This window comes from Mycolicibacterium psychrotolerans, from assembly GCF_010729305.1.
GTDB classification, from domain to species: Bacteria; Actinomycetota; Actinomycetes; order Mycobacteriales; family Mycobacteriaceae; genus Mycobacterium; species Mycobacterium psychrotolerans.
Genome location: NZ_AP022574.1, coordinates 774008 through 788458, shown reverse-complemented (window position 1 = coordinate 788458; position 14451 = coordinate 774008). Strand labels below are relative to the sequence as shown.

Annotated in this window: 13 protein-coding genes and 2 pseudogenes; 7 read left to right on the top strand and 8 right to left on the bottom strand. The window is 71.4% G+C overall.

The window, feature by feature from the left end; translation table 11 throughout:
- Positions 1–11: 11 nt before the first annotated feature.
- From G6N45_RS03915 to G6N45_RS03905, 3 genes are all read left to right on the top strand, one after another.
- Positions 12–725, top strand: coding sequence for a PAS and ANTAR domain-containing protein (locus tag G6N45_RS03915; protein ID WP_163720494.1), 714 nt, complete (start codon positions 12–14; stop codon positions 723–725).
- Between the two features lie 195 nt (positions 726–920).
- A complete protein-coding gene (locus G6N45_RS03910) occupies positions 921–1925 on the top strand; it encodes a methylenetetrahydrofolate reductase (protein WP_163720493.1) in 1005 nt (334 codons plus the stop codon).
- Positions 1922–2680, top strand: a complete 759-nt coding sequence (locus G6N45_RS03905) for a class I SAM-dependent methyltransferase (RefSeq protein WP_197746866.1) — start codon at positions 1922–1924, stop codon at positions 2678–2680. The genes G6N45_RS03910 and G6N45_RS03905 overlap by 4 nt, the downstream gene beginning before the upstream one ends.
- Here G6N45_RS03905 and G6N45_RS03900 read toward each other — a convergent pair.
- Positions 2677–3927, bottom strand: coding sequence for an HNH endonuclease signature motif containing protein (locus G6N45_RS03900; protein ID WP_163720492.1), 1251 nt, complete (start codon positions 3925–3927; stop codon positions 2677–2679). The two genes, G6N45_RS03905 and G6N45_RS03900, sit on opposite strands and share 4 nt — an antisense overlap.
- A 44-nt stretch (positions 3928–3971) precedes the next feature.
- Positions 3972–5156: a MinD/ParA family ATP-binding protein gene (locus tag G6N45_RS03895; protein ID WP_163720491.1), complete on the bottom strand. Its 1185-nt coding sequence runs from the start codon at positions 5154–5156 to the stop codon at positions 3972–3974.
- Positions 5157–5495: 339 nt separating this feature from the next.
- On the opposite strand from G6N45_RS03895, the gene G6N45_RS03890 reads away from it, so the two are divergent.
- The 3 genes and pseudogenes from G6N45_RS03890 to G6N45_RS03880 form a co-directional block, all read left to right on the top strand.
- Positions 5496–6704 carry an EspA/EspE family type VII secretion system effector gene (locus G6N45_RS03890; RefSeq protein ID WP_163720490.1) on the top strand — a complete coding sequence of 403 codons (1209 nt, stop codon included), beginning with the start codon at positions 5496–5498 and terminating at the stop codon, positions 6702–6704.
- Between the two features lie 22 nt (positions 6705–6726).
- Complete coding sequence (locus G6N45_RS03885; protein WP_163720489.1) at positions 6727–7032, top strand: type VII secretion target; 306 nt, start codon at positions 6727–6729, stop codon at positions 7030–7032.
- A pseudogene (locus tag G6N45_RS03880) lies at positions 7032–7355 on the top strand (ESX secretion-associated protein EspG); the annotation flags it as partial. The gene G6N45_RS03885 and the pseudogene G6N45_RS03880, both read left to right, overlap by 1 nt.
- Here the strand turns inward: G6N45_RS03880 and G6N45_RS03875 are convergent.
- From G6N45_RS03875 to G6N45_RS03855, 5 genes and pseudogenes are all read right to left on the bottom strand, one after another.
- Positions 7345–7971 (bottom strand): annotated as a pseudogene (locus G6N45_RS03875) (S8 family serine peptidase); the annotation flags it as partial. The pseudogenes G6N45_RS03880 and G6N45_RS03875 overlap by 11 nt on opposite strands.
- A 247-nt stretch (positions 7972–8218) precedes the next feature.
- Positions 8219–8476, bottom strand: a complete 258-nt coding sequence (locus G6N45_RS03870; RefSeq protein ID WP_057149969.1) for an HPr family phosphocarrier protein — start codon at positions 8474–8476, stop codon at positions 8219–8221.
- Between the two features lie 36 nt (positions 8477–8512).
- A complete protein-coding gene (locus G6N45_RS03865; RefSeq protein ID WP_163720488.1) occupies positions 8513–10546 on the bottom strand; it encodes a PTS fructose transporter subunit IIABC in 2034 nt (677 codons plus the stop codon).
- Positions 10547–10570: 24 nt separating this feature from the next.
- Positions 10571–11548, bottom strand: coding sequence for a 1-phosphofructokinase family hexose kinase (locus G6N45_RS03860; RefSeq protein ID WP_163720487.1), 978 nt, complete (start codon positions 11546–11548; stop codon positions 10571–10573).
- Positions 11545–12324 carry a DeoR/GlpR family DNA-binding transcription regulator gene (locus tag G6N45_RS03855; protein ID WP_163720486.1) on the bottom strand — a complete coding sequence of 260 codons (780 nt, stop codon included), beginning with the start codon at positions 12322–12324 and terminating at the stop codon, positions 11545–11547. Before G6N45_RS03855 ends, G6N45_RS03860 begins: the two co-directional genes overlap by 4 nt.
- A 42-nt stretch (positions 12325–12366) precedes the next feature.
- On the opposite strand from G6N45_RS03855, the gene ptsP reads away from it, so the two are divergent.
- Positions 12367–14136 (top strand): phosphoenolpyruvate--protein phosphotransferase, encoded by a 1770-nt coding sequence (ptsP, locus tag G6N45_RS03850; RefSeq protein ID WP_163727735.1) that lies wholly within the window; start codon positions 12367–12369, stop codon positions 14134–14136.
- Between the two features lie 19 nt (positions 14137–14155).
- On the opposite strand, the gene G6N45_RS03845 is transcribed toward ptsP, so the two are convergent.
- Positions 14156–14383: a hypothetical protein gene (locus G6N45_RS03845; protein WP_057149974.1), complete on the bottom strand. Its 228-nt coding sequence runs from the start codon at positions 14381–14383 to the stop codon at positions 14156–14158.
- Between the last annotated feature and the right edge of the window lie 68 nt (positions 14384–14451).

Below are 14451 nucleotides of genomic sequence, written 5' to 3'. Positions count from 1 at the left end.
GGGGCCCATCGGTGCCGACACCGGATGACGCCACAGCCGTCGGCAACGACGCCGGGTCCGCGGCGCCGCGGATCGGCTGGGTCCGCTACCTCTTCGACGAGGACCGGTGGGAGTGGTCCGACGAGGTGGCGCTAATCCACGGCTATCAGCCCGGCAGCGTCGTCCCCACCACCGAACTGGTGCTCAGCCACAAGCATCCCGCCGATCGCCCTCAGTTGGCCGCGCTGATGGAGCGGATCCGCGAGACCCGGGCGGCCTTCAGCTCGCGCCACCGCATCCAGGACGTGCAAGGCCGCATCCATCACGTGGTCGTGGTCGGCAATCAGCTGCGCGACGACAGCGGTCGCGTGGTGGGAAGTGACGGCTTCTACGTGGACCTGTCTGCCTACGAGGACGATCGGCGCAGCGAGATGTCGGCCCAGGTCGCCGAGTTCGCCGAGCATCGCGCGGCCATCGAGCAGGCCAAGGGCATGCTGATGGTGGTCTACGGCATCGACGCATCCGCGGCCTTCGACCTGCTGCGGTGGCGTTCGCAACAGACGAACGTGAAACTGCGACTTCTCGCCGAGCAGATTCTGGTCGACTTCCGTGCGCTGCAGCACGACGGCGTGCTGCCGACCCGGGAGGTGTACGACGGGGTGCTGATGACCGCTCACCAGCGGCTGCCCTCCGGCGCGCAGGACCCGGGGGAGAGCGGCGAAAACAGGGCCGGCGCTGCTTCTTAACGGCGGAGTTGCCTCCGGTCTCGCCTGACGCCGAACTGGAGGCAACCGTCCCGTCCTGCGCTTCTTCGAGCCTAGGGACGCTGCCAGGGCGCCGATGGGGCCAAAGGTCCATACCGAATAGCCGTAATGCCCTCGGTGCTCCGCGTTTGGGTGCGCCCGGCGCGGGGCACGATGCTGCGACGACACGGAGGTTCGATGACGGCGGAGTTGGCTGGGGAGCGCGCGGCGGCGGGCTGTCCGAAGCACATGCGGTTCGGCCCCTGCGGCGGGGTCCGGCCGGACGGCCAGTGCGAGATGCGGCCCGGTCCGTGCGAGTTTCCCGAGACCGTGCTGTGGGACGGCGCCCCGGCCGAAGCGCAGCGCGTGGCGGCGCCGCTGATCCTCACCGACTTCAGCTGCCTTCCGTTCGACGCGGCGGATCTGGCGGCCACGGCGGGTGCGCTGGCCGACTCCTGTGATGCGGTGCTGGTGGGCGAGCATCAGAACCGGCCCGATTTTCCGCCCACGCTGATGGGCTCTCTGCTCCTCGACGCCGGGGTGCAGCCCTGGATCACGCTGTCCTGCCGCGACCGCAATCGCGTGGTACTCGAGCAGGAACTGCGCGGGCTGGCGCTGACCGGCGTGCGGACGGTGCTCTGCGTGACCGGCGACGGGCGCGCCTACGACGTGCGCCCCGATGTCACGCAGACGTTCGACCTGGACGGTCCGCGCCTGGTGGCGCTGGCCGCCGAGCTGGGCGTCACCGCCGCCGTACCCGAAACACCCTCGGCGCCGCCAATTTCGGGGCGGCCGCTGCGCCTGGTGCAGAAGCAGCGGGCCGGTGCGAGCATCGCCGTGCTGAACCACATGTCCGCCCCGGCTGTGGTGGCCGACTTCATGGCGGCCGCGCGCGCGGCCGGACTGGCGATTCCCGTACTGGCGGCCGTCGCGGTGATCACCGACGAGCTCTCGGCGGCTGTCCTGCAAGGCCTGCCCGGGTTGGCGGTCGACTGGGGCGTCGTCGACGGCATCCTGAATGCCCCCGATCCGGTCGAGGCGGGTATCGATGCCGCGGTCGCCGAGGCCCGGGCGCTGCTGGCCGTCGACGGCGTCGACGGCGTCAACGTCTCGGGGCTGGCGTCGGCGGCGGGAACCCGGGCCGGAGCCGAGATCAAGGCCGAGGTCGGACGACGGATCCGGCAGGGGAGGGAAGCGCTGTGAGTGACGCGATGTCGGCGGAGTTCGACACCGTCGCCGAATGGACGGCGACGGTGGCCCGCGACCTGGGGCCGTCGTATCACGTTCCCGCCGGGTGCCGGGGCAGCGGCAATCCGGCCGCCCTCGACTGGCTGATCGATGAACTCGAGCTGCGGGACGGGGAGTCGCTGCTGGACTGTGGCGCCGGGGTCGGCGGGCCCGCGGCTTACGCCGTCGGTCGGAAACCGGTCGCGCCGATGCTGGTCGAGCCCGAGGCGGGTGCCTGCCGCGCCGCGCGGTCGCTTTTCGGCTATCCGACGGTGCAGGGCAGTGCCGATGCGCTGCCGTTCGCCGACGCAGCCGTCGACGCGGCGTGGTGCCTCGGCGTGTTGTGCACGACAGCCGACCACGTCGCCGTGCTGAGTGAGCTGCGCCGGGTGGTGCGGCCGCCGGGCCGGATCGGCCTGCTCGTCTTCGTCGCACGGACGCCGCTGACCGATGACGAGCGACCCGACGGCAACCACTTCCCGACACCGGATTCGCTGCGCGACGCGGTGGCCGCAGCCGGTCTGGCTGTGGTGTCGCGGCTGCGCACGTCCGATCTGCCGGCGATGCCCGGGGACTGGCAGGACCGCGTCGACCGGGTCGACGCGGAGCTGGCGCGCCGATACGGCGACGACCCGGCCTGGCAGGTGTCGGAACGGCAGTCCGGGCAGATGGGGGAGCTGCTCGCCGACGGACGGATCGTCGGTGAGGTGCTGAGTCTGCGCCAGGCTTAGTTCCTCGCGGGGGGTGACGGCGGCTGGAAGGGTTCGTACCACCACCATCGGGCGCGTTCCCCGGTCGGCCCGGGGCACGGGGCGACGTCAGGCGGGGGTTGTGTGGGTGGCCGGGCCAGCGATGTCGACGTCATCGGCCGGCCGGCGTGGTCGGTGACGACGAGCCGATCAGCGGGCCCGACGATTGTGATGAGACCGCGGTGATGGGCCCGGTGATGGTAGGGACAGACCAGAGCGAGATTGATCAGCTCGGTGAGCCCGCCGTCTTCCCAGTGCCGAAGGTGGTGGGCGTGCAGACCGCGAGTGGCGCCGCAACCGGGGACCACACAGGTGAGATCCCGGCGCTCCAGCGCGCGTCGCAGCCGCCGGCTGATCGTCCGCGTGGTTCGACCCGCACCGATCGGCCGTCCGTCGCGCTCGAACCACACCTCGCAGGTGGCGTCACACGACAGGTACTGCCTGTCGTGCTGCAAGAGGACCGGACCGAGATGCAGTGACCCCACCTTGTCCTTCACATCGACGTGCATGACCACGGTGGTGTGCTGCCCGTGCGGTCGGCGGGCGGCCTCGGCGTCCCATCCCGTCTCCACCAGGCGCAGAAAGGCGTCGACGGTGGTGGGCATCGGCGGGCGGGCGGCCGTTTCGTCGAGCTCTTTCCACTCGGCGATCAACGCGTCCTGGTGTGAGCGAAGTGCCGCGTCGAACGTCGCTGCCTCCACATGAGGCAGCCGGATGTGCCAGTACGTGTACTGGTCGTCCGTGGTCTTGTTGATCGACGGCTCCGGCGCGGGCTCCGCTTCGGGTTGAGTGTCGGATTCGGGCTCCGGCTCGGGTAAGGGTTTGGGGGCGAGCTTGAGAGCGGTGCGCAACTGGGTGACCGTCGCTGCGGCGGCCAGCGTGGCGTAGTGCTCATCGGAGCCCTCGGCCGCCCGCTGGGCGATCACCCCGACCTGATCCAGCGACAGCCGGCCTTCTTTCAACCCGGTCACACACCGGGGGAACTCGTTGAGCCGATGCGCTACGGCGGCAATGGTTTCCGCTCGCGACGGGGACACCCCGGCCTTCCACGCCACCAGGCCCGCAACCGACTTCGCTCCCGCCGCGGCCCACAACTCGTCACGGTCGAACTCGGCGACGATCTCCACGATGCGCCCGTCGATCGCGTTGCGCTGACCCGTCAACTCGCCCAACTCATCGAACAGCACCGACAGCCGCTCATCTTGGGCGAGTGAAGCCGTCGGTGACATGACCCCACACAATCACAGGGGTCCGACATTTCCGTGAGCGTCGGTCAGCGCTGGTGGTTCGGGAAGTGTGCGGCCAGTGCCGCGCAGATCTCGAGGAACGTGAGCCGGGCGGCGGGAGACATGTCACGGGTGCCGTCAATGACCCCGCCCGGTCGGAGATTGCCGTCGAACGGCACCTCCACGACCAGTTGGCCGTGCCCGGAGAACTGCTGCGCCAGAACGGATTTCGTGCGCTTGTCGGCGTGGCCGTCAGAGTCGTTGAGCACAACCACCGTGCGGTGCAGAAGACCGTTGAAGCCGCGCGCGGCCAACCAGTCCAGTGTCTGGCCCGCGGCCGCCGCGCCGTCGACCCACGGGGAGGACACCACGACCAGCGCGTCCAGATCGCGCAGCGCTTCCTGGGTCACCGGGGCGTCCATCGTCGAGCTGCAGTCGACGACCGAGATCGTGAAGTGCCGGTCGAGCCGGGCCGTCGCTTCGCGGTAGATCGCCGGGTCGAGCACACGGCGGCGCGCGGGAGTCGCTTCGCCGGCGAGCACGAACAGTCCGGCGGCGTTGCTGCCGACGCGGTTGCGGACGTCGGCGAACGTCTCGAGGTGCTGATCGCCGGCCAGCTCCCAGAACGACCCCTGGGCGCGGGGATCCACGCGGCTGCCCAGCTTGCCGAATGCGGTGTCGGCGTCGACCGCCACCACGCGGTCGTCCTGGCGGAGTTCGGCGAAGACCGAGCCGATGCACGCCGAGACCGTGGTCTTGCCGACGCCGCCCTTGCCCATCACCCCGATCTTGAAGTGGCCGCGCAGCGGCGCGCGGATCGCTGCTTCGAGTCCGGCGATGCGGCGTTCGGCCGGCGACGGCCCGAGGTTGATCAGACCGAACGTGGCCGTGAACAGAGCGCGACGCCACCCCCGGCCAGGGATGGGCTTGCGCACCGGAACGAGGTCGGCCGGGCGGATGCGCTCGGCGTAGGACCCCGGCTGGGCCGGCAGACCGGCGGTGTCGGGCTCGTGCGGCCGCGGTGGCCACGGGCCGGGCGGAGGCGTGGGGCGGCCCGACGGCGGCCACGCCGGCGGGCAGGTCCTCCGGCCCGGCGCGCCGGGCCGGAGGACCTGCGTGGGGCCCGCGTCGAACGGCGGGCGGGGAGGGACGACCGGGGACTGACCCGTCGGGGGTGTCCCGGAGTCCGTCCACCCCGATTCGCCCCGCAGTGTCTCATCGCGGTCCGTCACAAAGCGTCTCCTCGCCGGTGCCATCCGTGCAGGGTCTCAGCGTACGGCCCCGTCCTCGGAGCAAAGACATCGCAGAACCGCGGGCGGGGCCGGTCAACTGACTCGGACGCGGGGCGCGTGCGTCACACGCGGCTCTGCCGCTGCCGACGATGATCTCCGCGGACGCGCAGTCAGGCGAGTTTGCCCAAATAGGAAATAGCCTCTAAAAGGCGTCGTCTGCGATAGCTGCAGGCTCTGATCCGACGATTCTGCCGGTACCGCGGAGCGTGGAAATTGGTGACAGTACAGGGGGGTACCCGCTGGTAGGCTCCCAGCGGGAAGGGGTGATTCGGTGTGGATATGTCCGATGGTGCCGACGGGTTCGGCAAAGTCATCGGCGGTGCTTTCGGCAATGCCGACGCGCGCTCTCGAACAGCGTCGTCCGGCTCGGAGATCCTCGATGCCGGCCAGCTGCTGATCGCCGGGATGCGGCTGACCACCGGCTGGGGTACGCCCGATCCCGGCGAGGCGTTCGGGCGCGGCGCGACCGGCTTCACCGGCGCCGGCCAGACCGTCGACTCGGCCTACCCCCGGGACGACTGGGCGGGCACCGGGTCGCGGGCCTACGCGTCGGCTAACCGCCGGCAGTCCGGGTCCGCCGCATCGCTGGCCGTGCTGGACCGCGACGTGCAGACGGTCGTCGCACGGGAGGCCTTTCAGGTCGAATACCACCGCGGCAAGCTCGACGACCTGTCCGACCACCTGTCCTCGCTCGGCTATGCCACCTGGTCGGTCGCGCTGATCCCGGGCGTGGGGAAGGCGCTCAAGGCGGCCGTCGAGATGACCGCGGTCAACACCGCTCTGCTGGTCAGCAGCACCGAACTCGCCACCCTGGCGTCCGAGACGGGGGAGAACGCCGCCGAGCTGCGACGGCTCGTCGAGGGCTATGCGGCGTTGACGCGCAAGACGGCGCCGCCGGTGCTCGACGAGGATCAGCCGCCGCCCGTCGACGAGCAGGAGCGCCGACCCGGCACCGAACCGGCCACCGACGTGCCGTCCGGCCGCGACCCGGAGCGGGGACCGTCCATCGGGGCCGCGTCGCCGTCGATGCCGGCTCCGGCGGCGTCCGCGATGCCACCCCCTGTTCACTGCTCGCCGGCCCCTCCCGCCGAGGCGACGACCGCCGGACAGGCTGCGCCACCGCCGACGGCCGCCGATCCGATGGCCGCGATGTCATCGGTGTTCGGCGCGGTGGGCGGTGCAATCGGCTCCGCGATGGCGCCGATCGCCGCGGCGCTGACCGGGGTCGTCACCGCGGCCGGCCAGGCACTGTCGACGGCGACGTCGGCGCAACCCGCCGAGTCCACCGACGGCGCGCCGGACACCGCCACGTCGACCACCGACGAGGACCCCCGCGACGAACCGGCCGAGCCGGCCGCCGACGACGATGCCGCCGAGCCGACCACCCCGGGCGCCGTCGCGGAGCCCGGTGAACCGGCCGCGGCCCCGCCGCCGGCGGCCGAACCGCCGCGTCCGCCGGCCCCGGCAGCCACCCGACCCCCGCAGTAACCGAGCAGAGAAGACACCGCTCATGTCGTATGACGCCCTCGAAGTGACGACCGCGCACCTGCGTGAACTCGCCGCCAAACACGGCCAGGCCGCGGCCGAGATGGCCTCGGCCACTGCGGCCGTCGCCGGTGTGGACACCCCCATCCGGATGTCCCACGGGGTGGTCGCGTGGTCCACGGCGGCTGCGCTCGAGGCGATCCAGCAGGCCCGGGCCGACGCGGCGGCCAGTGTCGCCGGCGAATCACGCGCGCTCGAGGAGAACCTGACATGCGCCGCGCACCGGTATGAGGCCACCGATCAGGCATCCGCCGAGCGGCTCCGCCGGTGATGGCCAGCCCGTTCTTCGGCGACGCCGAACCCACCCACTACGACGACGTGGTCGGCGTCGAGGTGACCATCGACGGCATGCTGGTCATCGCGGACCTGCTGCACCTCGTCGACTTCCCGCTGGCCCTGGGCATCCGCCCCAACATTCCGTACGAGGACCAGCGCCGGACCGTGTGGGAGCAGGTCACCCGTGACCTGACCGCGCAGGGCATCCTGACCGCCTTCGGGGATCCGCATCCCGAAGTCGCCGCGATGGTGGACGCGTTGAGCCGGCCGGACCGCACGCTGGACTGCCGGTGGTGGCGCCGCGACGTCGGTGGCAAGCCGCCTCACTGATGTTGATGACCTGCGCCCCGATGTTGGCGGCGTGCACGATCGCGCGGGCCAGGCTGCGAAGCGAACCGGCGGTCTGCGTGGCGTTCGGATCGTTGGGGTCGGTGCGGGTACCGACCGGCTGGAAGCTGTCCGAGGTCTGCCGCAGCGAGAGGATGCGCGCATCCGGGGCGACGCCGACGAACGCGTCGGTGGGGGCGGGCCGGCCCGCGATGACGGCGGCGGTCAGGGTGCCGTGGGCATCGCAGTCGGACATGCCGTTGCCGGCCTGGTCGACGAAGTCGCCGCCGGGCTCCGCGGGCACCCGCGGCGACCCGTTGACGCCCGTGTCGATCACGGCCACAGTTACCCCGGCGCCGGTGGCGAACCGCTGCGCGTCGGCGAGCCGGAGGTAGTCGCTCGCCCAGGGTCGGTCAGCGAAGTTCGAGTTGGGGAACACCGTCGGCGCGGCACAGACCCGCCGCTGCTCCATCGGCTGGTCCGGCCCCGTCTCGTCAGGGGGAACGGCGGCCGGATCGATGACCGGGGGTTCGATGGCGCCCGCGGACGGCGGCGTCACCAACAAAATCAGCGCCAGCACGGCAAACAGCGCACCGAGTCGCTGCACTACTGTCCACCCCCCACCCGGGCCGTCCGGATCCCCGCGGTCCGGCACGTCGTCAGCAAACATAGCGCCGCCCGTCGGGCGGCGCAAAATGTCACGTCGAACGTACTCGGTGCCGGCACATGGGCAAGCCTAAGGGCCCGCGGAGGAGGGTCATTCCGCTTTCTTTCCCGCCGAAACTGCGTCCCACGCGGCCTCTACTCGGACTTCGGCGCGTGGAACGCAGTTTCGGCGGGAAGGGGAAAGTAGGTCAGGCGTCGAGGTCCTGCTGCACCAGATCGGCGATGGTGTTCAGCGCGGCCTCGTCGTCGGAGGCGACGGTGACCTGGGCGCCGTTGCCCGCGCCGAGGGTCATGATCATCAGCGCCGACCCGGCGTCCACCGGCTCACCGCCGTCGACCGACAGGGTGACGGGCACGCCGGCGTTGACGACGGCTTCGGCGATGATCGCCGCGGGCCGGGCATGCAGTCCGATCGACGATCCGACGATGACGGTCTTGGTGGGCATGAACTCTCCTCTTTCGGTTGTCTGGAATCGATGGTCTCAGGCCGGGACGGCCGCGAGCTCGCGCTCGGCCTTCTTGGCGCCCGGTTGGATGAACTGCTTGGCCGCGACGACCGCGACCGCGGCCGCCACCGTGCCTGCGGCCAGCGCTATGACGAAGCCCAGCTTGTTGTCGATGGCGAACAGCACGAAGATGCCGCCGTGGGGTGCTCGCGAGGTCGCGCCGAAGGCCATCGACAGCGCACCGGTGATGGCGCCGCCGAACATCATCGACGGGATGACGCGCAGCGGGTCCGCTGCGGCGAACGGGATGGCACCCTCGGAGATGAATGATGCGCCCAGAAGCCATGCGGCGCGGCCGTTCTCACGCTCAGGCTCGCTGAAGAGCCCGGGTCGCACCGCAGTGGCCAGGGCCATCGCCAGCGGGGGCACCATGCCGGCCGCCATCACCGCGGCCATGATCTGGAACGACGCGGTGGTCGACGCCGCCAGGCCTGCGGTGGCGAACGCATAGGCCGCCTTGTTCACCGGGCCACCGAGGTCGAAGCACATCATCAGGCCGAGGATGACACCGAGCAGGATCGCCGACGTTCCGGACATCCCGCTGAGCCAGTTGGTCAGACCGGTGTTGATCAGCGCGAGCGGACGGCCCACCAGGAAGAACATGATCAGACCCACGAACAGTGACGCGCCCAGTGGCGTGATCACCACCGGCATCAGTCCCCGGAACCACTTGGGCACCTTGAGATTGCTGATCCACAGCGCCGCGAACCCGGCGATGACGCCGCCGACGATGCCGCCGATGAAGCCGCCGCCGACGAACACCGCGAGCGCTCCCGCGGTGAAGCCGGGCGCGATACCGGGCCTGTCGGCGATCGCGAACGAGATGTAGCCGGCCAGCGCGGGCACCAGGAAACTGAACGCCAGACCGCCGAGGGAGAACAGGATCGCGCCCAGATACTGGGTGAACCCGCCATCGGGGAGGTTGGTCAGCGAGTTGTTCAGCGCGATGATGTTGCCCATCGACTGCGTCGCCCCGTCGGGCGTGTTCGCGATCTCGTAGCCGGCGAACAGAAAGCCCAGGGCGATGAGCAGACCGCCCGCGGCGACGAACGGGATCATGTAGCTCACGCCGGTCAGCAGGATCTGCCGGGTGCGCGTGCCCCAGCCCACGCCACCGGCCGGCGCGGCACCGGCCGCGGCGGCACCGCCGGCGGAGCCCTCGACCCGCGGCGCGTTCGGATCATCGGCTGCGGCAACGGCTTCGGCGACCATCTTGGCCGGCTCGTTGATAGCCCGCTTCACCCCGGAGGCGATCACGGGCTTGCCGGCGAAGCGGCCCCGGTCCTTGACGCCCACGTCGGTGGCGAAGATGACCGCGTCGGCCTTGGCGATGGTCTCGGCAGGCACCGGGGTGCTGCCCGAGGAGCCCTGCGTCTCGACGATCATGGTCACGCCGGCCTCCTTGGCCGCGGCGGCCAGGGCGTCGGCGGCCATGTAGGTGTGCGCGATCCCGGTGGGGCACGCTGTGATCGCGATCAGCGTCTTGGCCGTCGGCTTCTCCACCGGCGCCGCGGCGGGGGCCGGGGTGGCCGGAGCAGGGGCAGGGTTGACCACGCCGTCGACCAGTCCGACGACCTCCTCGGCCGACGACGCGTTGCGCAGCGATTCGACGAAGTCCTTGCGCACCAACGCCCTTGCCAGGCTGGACAACAGCTTCATGTGCTCCTGGCCGCCGGAGTCGGGTGCCGCGATCAGGAACGCGAGGTCGGCCGGACCGTCCGGGGCGCCGAAGTCCACCGCGGGGCTCAGCCGGGCGAAGCCGATCGTCGGGGTGTCGACATAGGGGGAGCGGCAGTGCGGGATCGCGATGCCGCCCGGCAGGCCGGTGGCCGACTGCTGCTCGCGGGCCATCGCGGCGCCGATCAGCCCGTCGGCGTCGTGGGTGCGTCCCGCCGCGGCGAGACTGCCCACCATGCGTGCGATGACCGCCTGCTTGTCACCGTCGACGGCGGTGTCGAGCAGAACCAGGTCGGTGGTGATGATCGGCGGAGAGGTGGTGGAGCTTGTCATGGCACTACTTTCGTCGTCGGCGTGTTACTGGGTGGCGGGAATCGGTGAGATGGGCGAGACCTGCACGGCGGCGAGGTCGATCTGGGCGGGGGTGGGCAGCGTGGTGCCGGGCAGCGCCGCGGCGGCGCTGCCGTAGGCGACGGCCATCTGCAGCCGCTGCGGTGGAACGGCGCCGCCGACTTCGGCGCGGACGTAGCCGGCCAGCGACGAGTCACCCGCGCCGACGGTGCTGCGCGGCACGATCGGGGGCGGGGTCGCCATCCAGGCGCCGTTGGCGTCGACCAGCACCGCGCCCTCCGCGCCGAGGGTGGCCAGCACCGCGCCGATGCCGCGGTCGATGAGCTGGCGGGCCGCTGTCACCACCGGCTCCGGATCACCCTGCGCCACAGCGCTTTCCAGCAGTTCAGGGGAGAGCCCCAGCACACTGGCGAGTTCCTCGGCGTTCGGTTTGATCAGATCCGGGGCGCCGCGGTCCAGCGAGCCGACCAGGGCGTCCAGCGGCGCGTCGGAGGTGTCGACGGCGACGCGGCAGGGGCGGGAGGCGAGCAACGCGACCACGTCGCCGTACCAGGAGGCCGGCATCCCGGGCGGCAGCGATCCGGACATCACCACCCAATCGGCGCCGTCGGCGGCGGCGAGGACCGCGTCGGTCAGTGCGGCGACGGTCGCGTCGTCGAGCGTCGCGCCCGGCTCGTTGATCTTGGTGGTGGTGCCGTCGGGCTCGGTGATGGTCAGGTTGGTGCGGGCCGACTCGGCGGTGGGAACGATCTGGAACGACACCGCCGCGGTCTCGAGCGCGGGGATCAACGGGTCGTTGCCGGCGGCAGGCAGGACGGCCAGCGCGTCGATGCCGGCGAGGGTGAGCGCGCGGGCGACGTTGACGCCCTTTCCGCCGGCCTGGCTGGTGACCGACGTGACGCGGTGGACGGCGCCGCGCGTGAGCGTGGACGGCAGCGTGACCGTGCGGTCGATGCTCGGGTTGGGCGTGACGGTGACGATCACTGGTGATCTCCTGCGCAGATGATTTCGAGGCCCTGATCGGTCAGTTCGACGCGGTCGGCGGCGCTGATCTCGGGGTCGGTGATGAGGGTGTCGACACTGGTGATCGGCGCGAAGCTGACGAAGTCCTCCCGGCCGACCTTGGACGAGTCCGCGGCGACGACGACGTAGTTGGCCGCCCGCACCATGGCCCGCTTGACCGCCGCCTCCTCGCTGTCGGGCGTGGACAGGCCGTGCCGGATGCTGATCGCGTTGGTGCCGATGAACGCGATGTCGACGCGGATGGTGTCCAGCACCCGCAGCGTCTGTTCGCCGACGGCGGCCTGGGTGACCCCGCGCACCCGTCCGCCGAGCAGCTGCAGCGACACCGTGGGCATGGTGGCCAGCCGCGCCGCGATGGGCACCGAGTTCGTGACGACGACGAGTTCGCGGTCGGTCGGCAGGTGCGCCGCGATGCGCATCGTGGTGGTGCCGGCGTCGAGCAGCACGCTCGCGCCGCTGAGGGGGAAGAACTCGGCCGCCGCGGCGGCGATGGCGTCCTTGTGTTCGGACCGGGTGACATCGCGCTCGCCGACGCCGGGCTCGACGAGGTGCAGCGCGCGCACCGGGACCGCGCCGCCGTGCACGCGGCGCACGATGCCCGCCTTGTCCAGCACCGCCAGGTCGCGCCGCACCGTCTCGGTGGTGACGTCATAGGCCTGAGCCAGCTCGGTCACCGACGCGCGGCCCTTGGCCATCACCAGGGAGGCGATGGCTTGCTGCCGCTCTTCGGGGTACATGGAGCTCCGTTTGTGTGGGGATACGTCCGGTTTGTTGTTGATATGTTTGGTTTTACTCCTGAACGTGTTGACTTGTCAACGGTTTCTTGTAATCTGGTTCACATGACCGCGACGTCTTCGCTCAGCTCACAGGGTTCTTCCTCCCCGCCCTCCGGCACTGTGCTTCAGGGGGTTCCCGTCGTGGCCGGGGTGGCCTACGCGCCGGTGATCCGTCCCGGCCGGCTCCCCGAGGTCGACGTCAGCACCCTCCCCGAGGTCGCCGAGGACGACCGGCCGGCCGAGGGTGAGCGCTTCACCGCAGCGGCGGCGACCGTGGCCGGCCGCCTGCGGGACCGCGCGGCCCACGCGACCGGCGCCGCGTCCGAGGTGCTGGCCGCGACGGCCACCCTCGCGCAGGATCGCGGCTGGCTCGGCGCCGCAGAGAAGAGGATCACCGACGGCACGCCCGCGGTCCGCGCGGTCAGCGCCGCGATCGACCAGTTCGTCGAGATGTTCACCAAGCTCGGCGGCCTGATGGCCGAGCGCGTGACCGACCTGCGCGACATCCGCGACCGGGTGATCGCCGAACTCAACGGCCTGCCCGAGCCCGGCGTACCGCTGCCCGACTCCCCGTCGGTGCTCTGCGCCGAGGACCTCGCCCCCGCCGACACCGCCGGCCTGGACCCGGCGCTGATCGTCGCGCTGGCCACCACGCTGGGCGGCCCGACCAGCCACACCGCGATCATCGCGCGGCAGCTGGGCATCCCGTGCGTCGTCGCCGTCCACGGATTGGACGACGTACCCGCCGGCACCACGGTGCTCGTCGACGGCACCCTCGGCACGGTCACGGTCACGCCCCAGGAGTCCGCGGCACAGGACGCCGTCGCGGAGGCCGCCCGCGTCGCGGCAGCGGCGGCCGACTGGTCCGGGCCGGGCGCGACCGCGGACGGTCACCAGGTCGCCGTGCTCGCCAACGTGCAGGACGGGGCCGCGGCCCGCGCCGCGCGGGAGACTCCGGCCGAAGGTGTGGGCCTTTTCCGGACCGAACTGTGCTTCCTGAACACCGACGCCGAGCCGACCGTCGAGGAGCAGGCGCAGATCTACGGCGAGGTGCTCGACGCGTTCGCCGGCCGCAAGGTCGTGATCCGCACGCTCGACGCCGGCTCGGACAAGCCGCTGAAGTTCGCGGGCCATCCCGACGAGGCCAACCCGGCACTCGGCGTTCGCGGCATCCGGATCGCCGAGAACAACCCCGGCCTGCTACACCATCAACTCGACGCGATCGCGGCGGCGGCGGAGAAATCCGGTGAGCAGCCATGGGTGATGGCGCCGATGATCGCCACCGCCCAGGAGGCGGAGTCCTTTGCCGCACAAGCGCGGTCGCGCGGCTTGACGCCCGGCGTGATGATCGAGGTGCCCGCGGCGGCGCTGCTGGCCGACCGGATCCTCGAGCACGTCGACTTCCTGTCGATCGGTACGAACGACCTCGCGCAGTACACGATGGCCGCCGACCGGATGTCGGCCGAATTGGCCACTCTGACCGATCCGTGGCAGCCCGCGGTGCTCGCGCTCGTCGCGATGACCGTGCGCGCCGGCACGGCCGTCGGCAAGCCGGTGGGTGTCTGCGGTGAGGCCGCGGCCGATCCGCTCCTGGCGTGCGTGCTCACCGGGCTGGGCGTCACCTCGTTGTCCGCCGCGGCGGCCGCGGTCCAGGGTGTCGGGGCGAAGCTGGCGCAGGTCACGCTGCAGCAGTGCCGTGAGGCCGCCGACGCGGTGCTGGGCACCGCGAGCGCCGCCGAGGCGCGGGCCGCGGCCCTGGGCGTCCTGGGCTGATCGCCTGGCGGACGGCCCGCTAGGACGTCCAGCCGGTGGCCTGCGGCCAGGACTCCACATCCACGCCGTCGCGCCGCAGCGTCACGGACTCGTATCCGCGTTCCGCCGCGACCGCGGTCGTGTCCGCGTAGACGCGCCGGGCCTCGTCTTCGGGTCCGGTGACGAGCGACGACTCTTCCGCACCGCCGTCGGGATTGCCGCGGTCATAGAGCGTCGCGGCGACGACTTCCCAGATGCTGTTGGCCATGGCGGGGGAGTACCCGCTGAACGTGGGCCTAGTGTGCGTCCAGCGCGCGGATCGGGCCGATTCGACGA

What these genes read in the sequence shown, in the direction of transcription:
- G6N45_RS03910 (WP_163720493.1), top strand. Translation starts at nt 921, where the DNA reads ATGACGGCGGAGTTGGCTGGGGAGCGCGCGGCGGCGGGCTGTCCGAAG.
- G6N45_RS03900 (WP_163720492.1), bottom strand. Translation starts at nt 3,927, where the DNA reads ATGTCACCGACGGCTTCACTCGCCCAAGATGAGCGGCTGTCGGTGCTG.
- G6N45_RS03890 (WP_163720490.1), top strand. Translation starts at nt 5,496, where the DNA reads ATGTCCGATGGTGCCGACGGGTTCGGCAAAGTCATCGGCGGTGCTTTC.
- G6N45_RS03885 (WP_163720489.1), top strand. Translation starts at nt 6,727, where the DNA reads ATGTCGTATGACGCCCTCGAAGTGACGACCGCGCACCTGCGTGAACTC.
- G6N45_RS03870 (WP_057149969.1), bottom strand. Translation starts at nt 8,476, where the DNA reads ATGCCCACCAAGACCGTCATCGTCGGATCGTCGATCGGACTGCATGCC.
- G6N45_RS03865 (WP_163720488.1), bottom strand. Translation starts at nt 10,546, where the DNA reads ATGACAAGCTCCACCACCTCTCCGCCGATCATCACCACCGACCTGGTT.
- G6N45_RS03855 (WP_163720486.1), bottom strand. Translation starts at nt 12,324, where the DNA reads ATGTACCCCGAAGAGCGGCAGCAAGCCATCGCCTCCCTGGTGATGGCC.
- ptsP (WP_163727735.1), top strand. Translation starts at nt 12,367, where the DNA reads ATGTTTGGTTTTACTCCTGAACGTGTTGACTTGTCAACGGTTTCTTGT.
- G6N45_RS03845 (WP_057149974.1), bottom strand. Translation starts at nt 14,383, where the DNA reads ATGGCCAACAGCATCTGGGAAGTCGTCGCCGCGACGCTCTATGACCGC.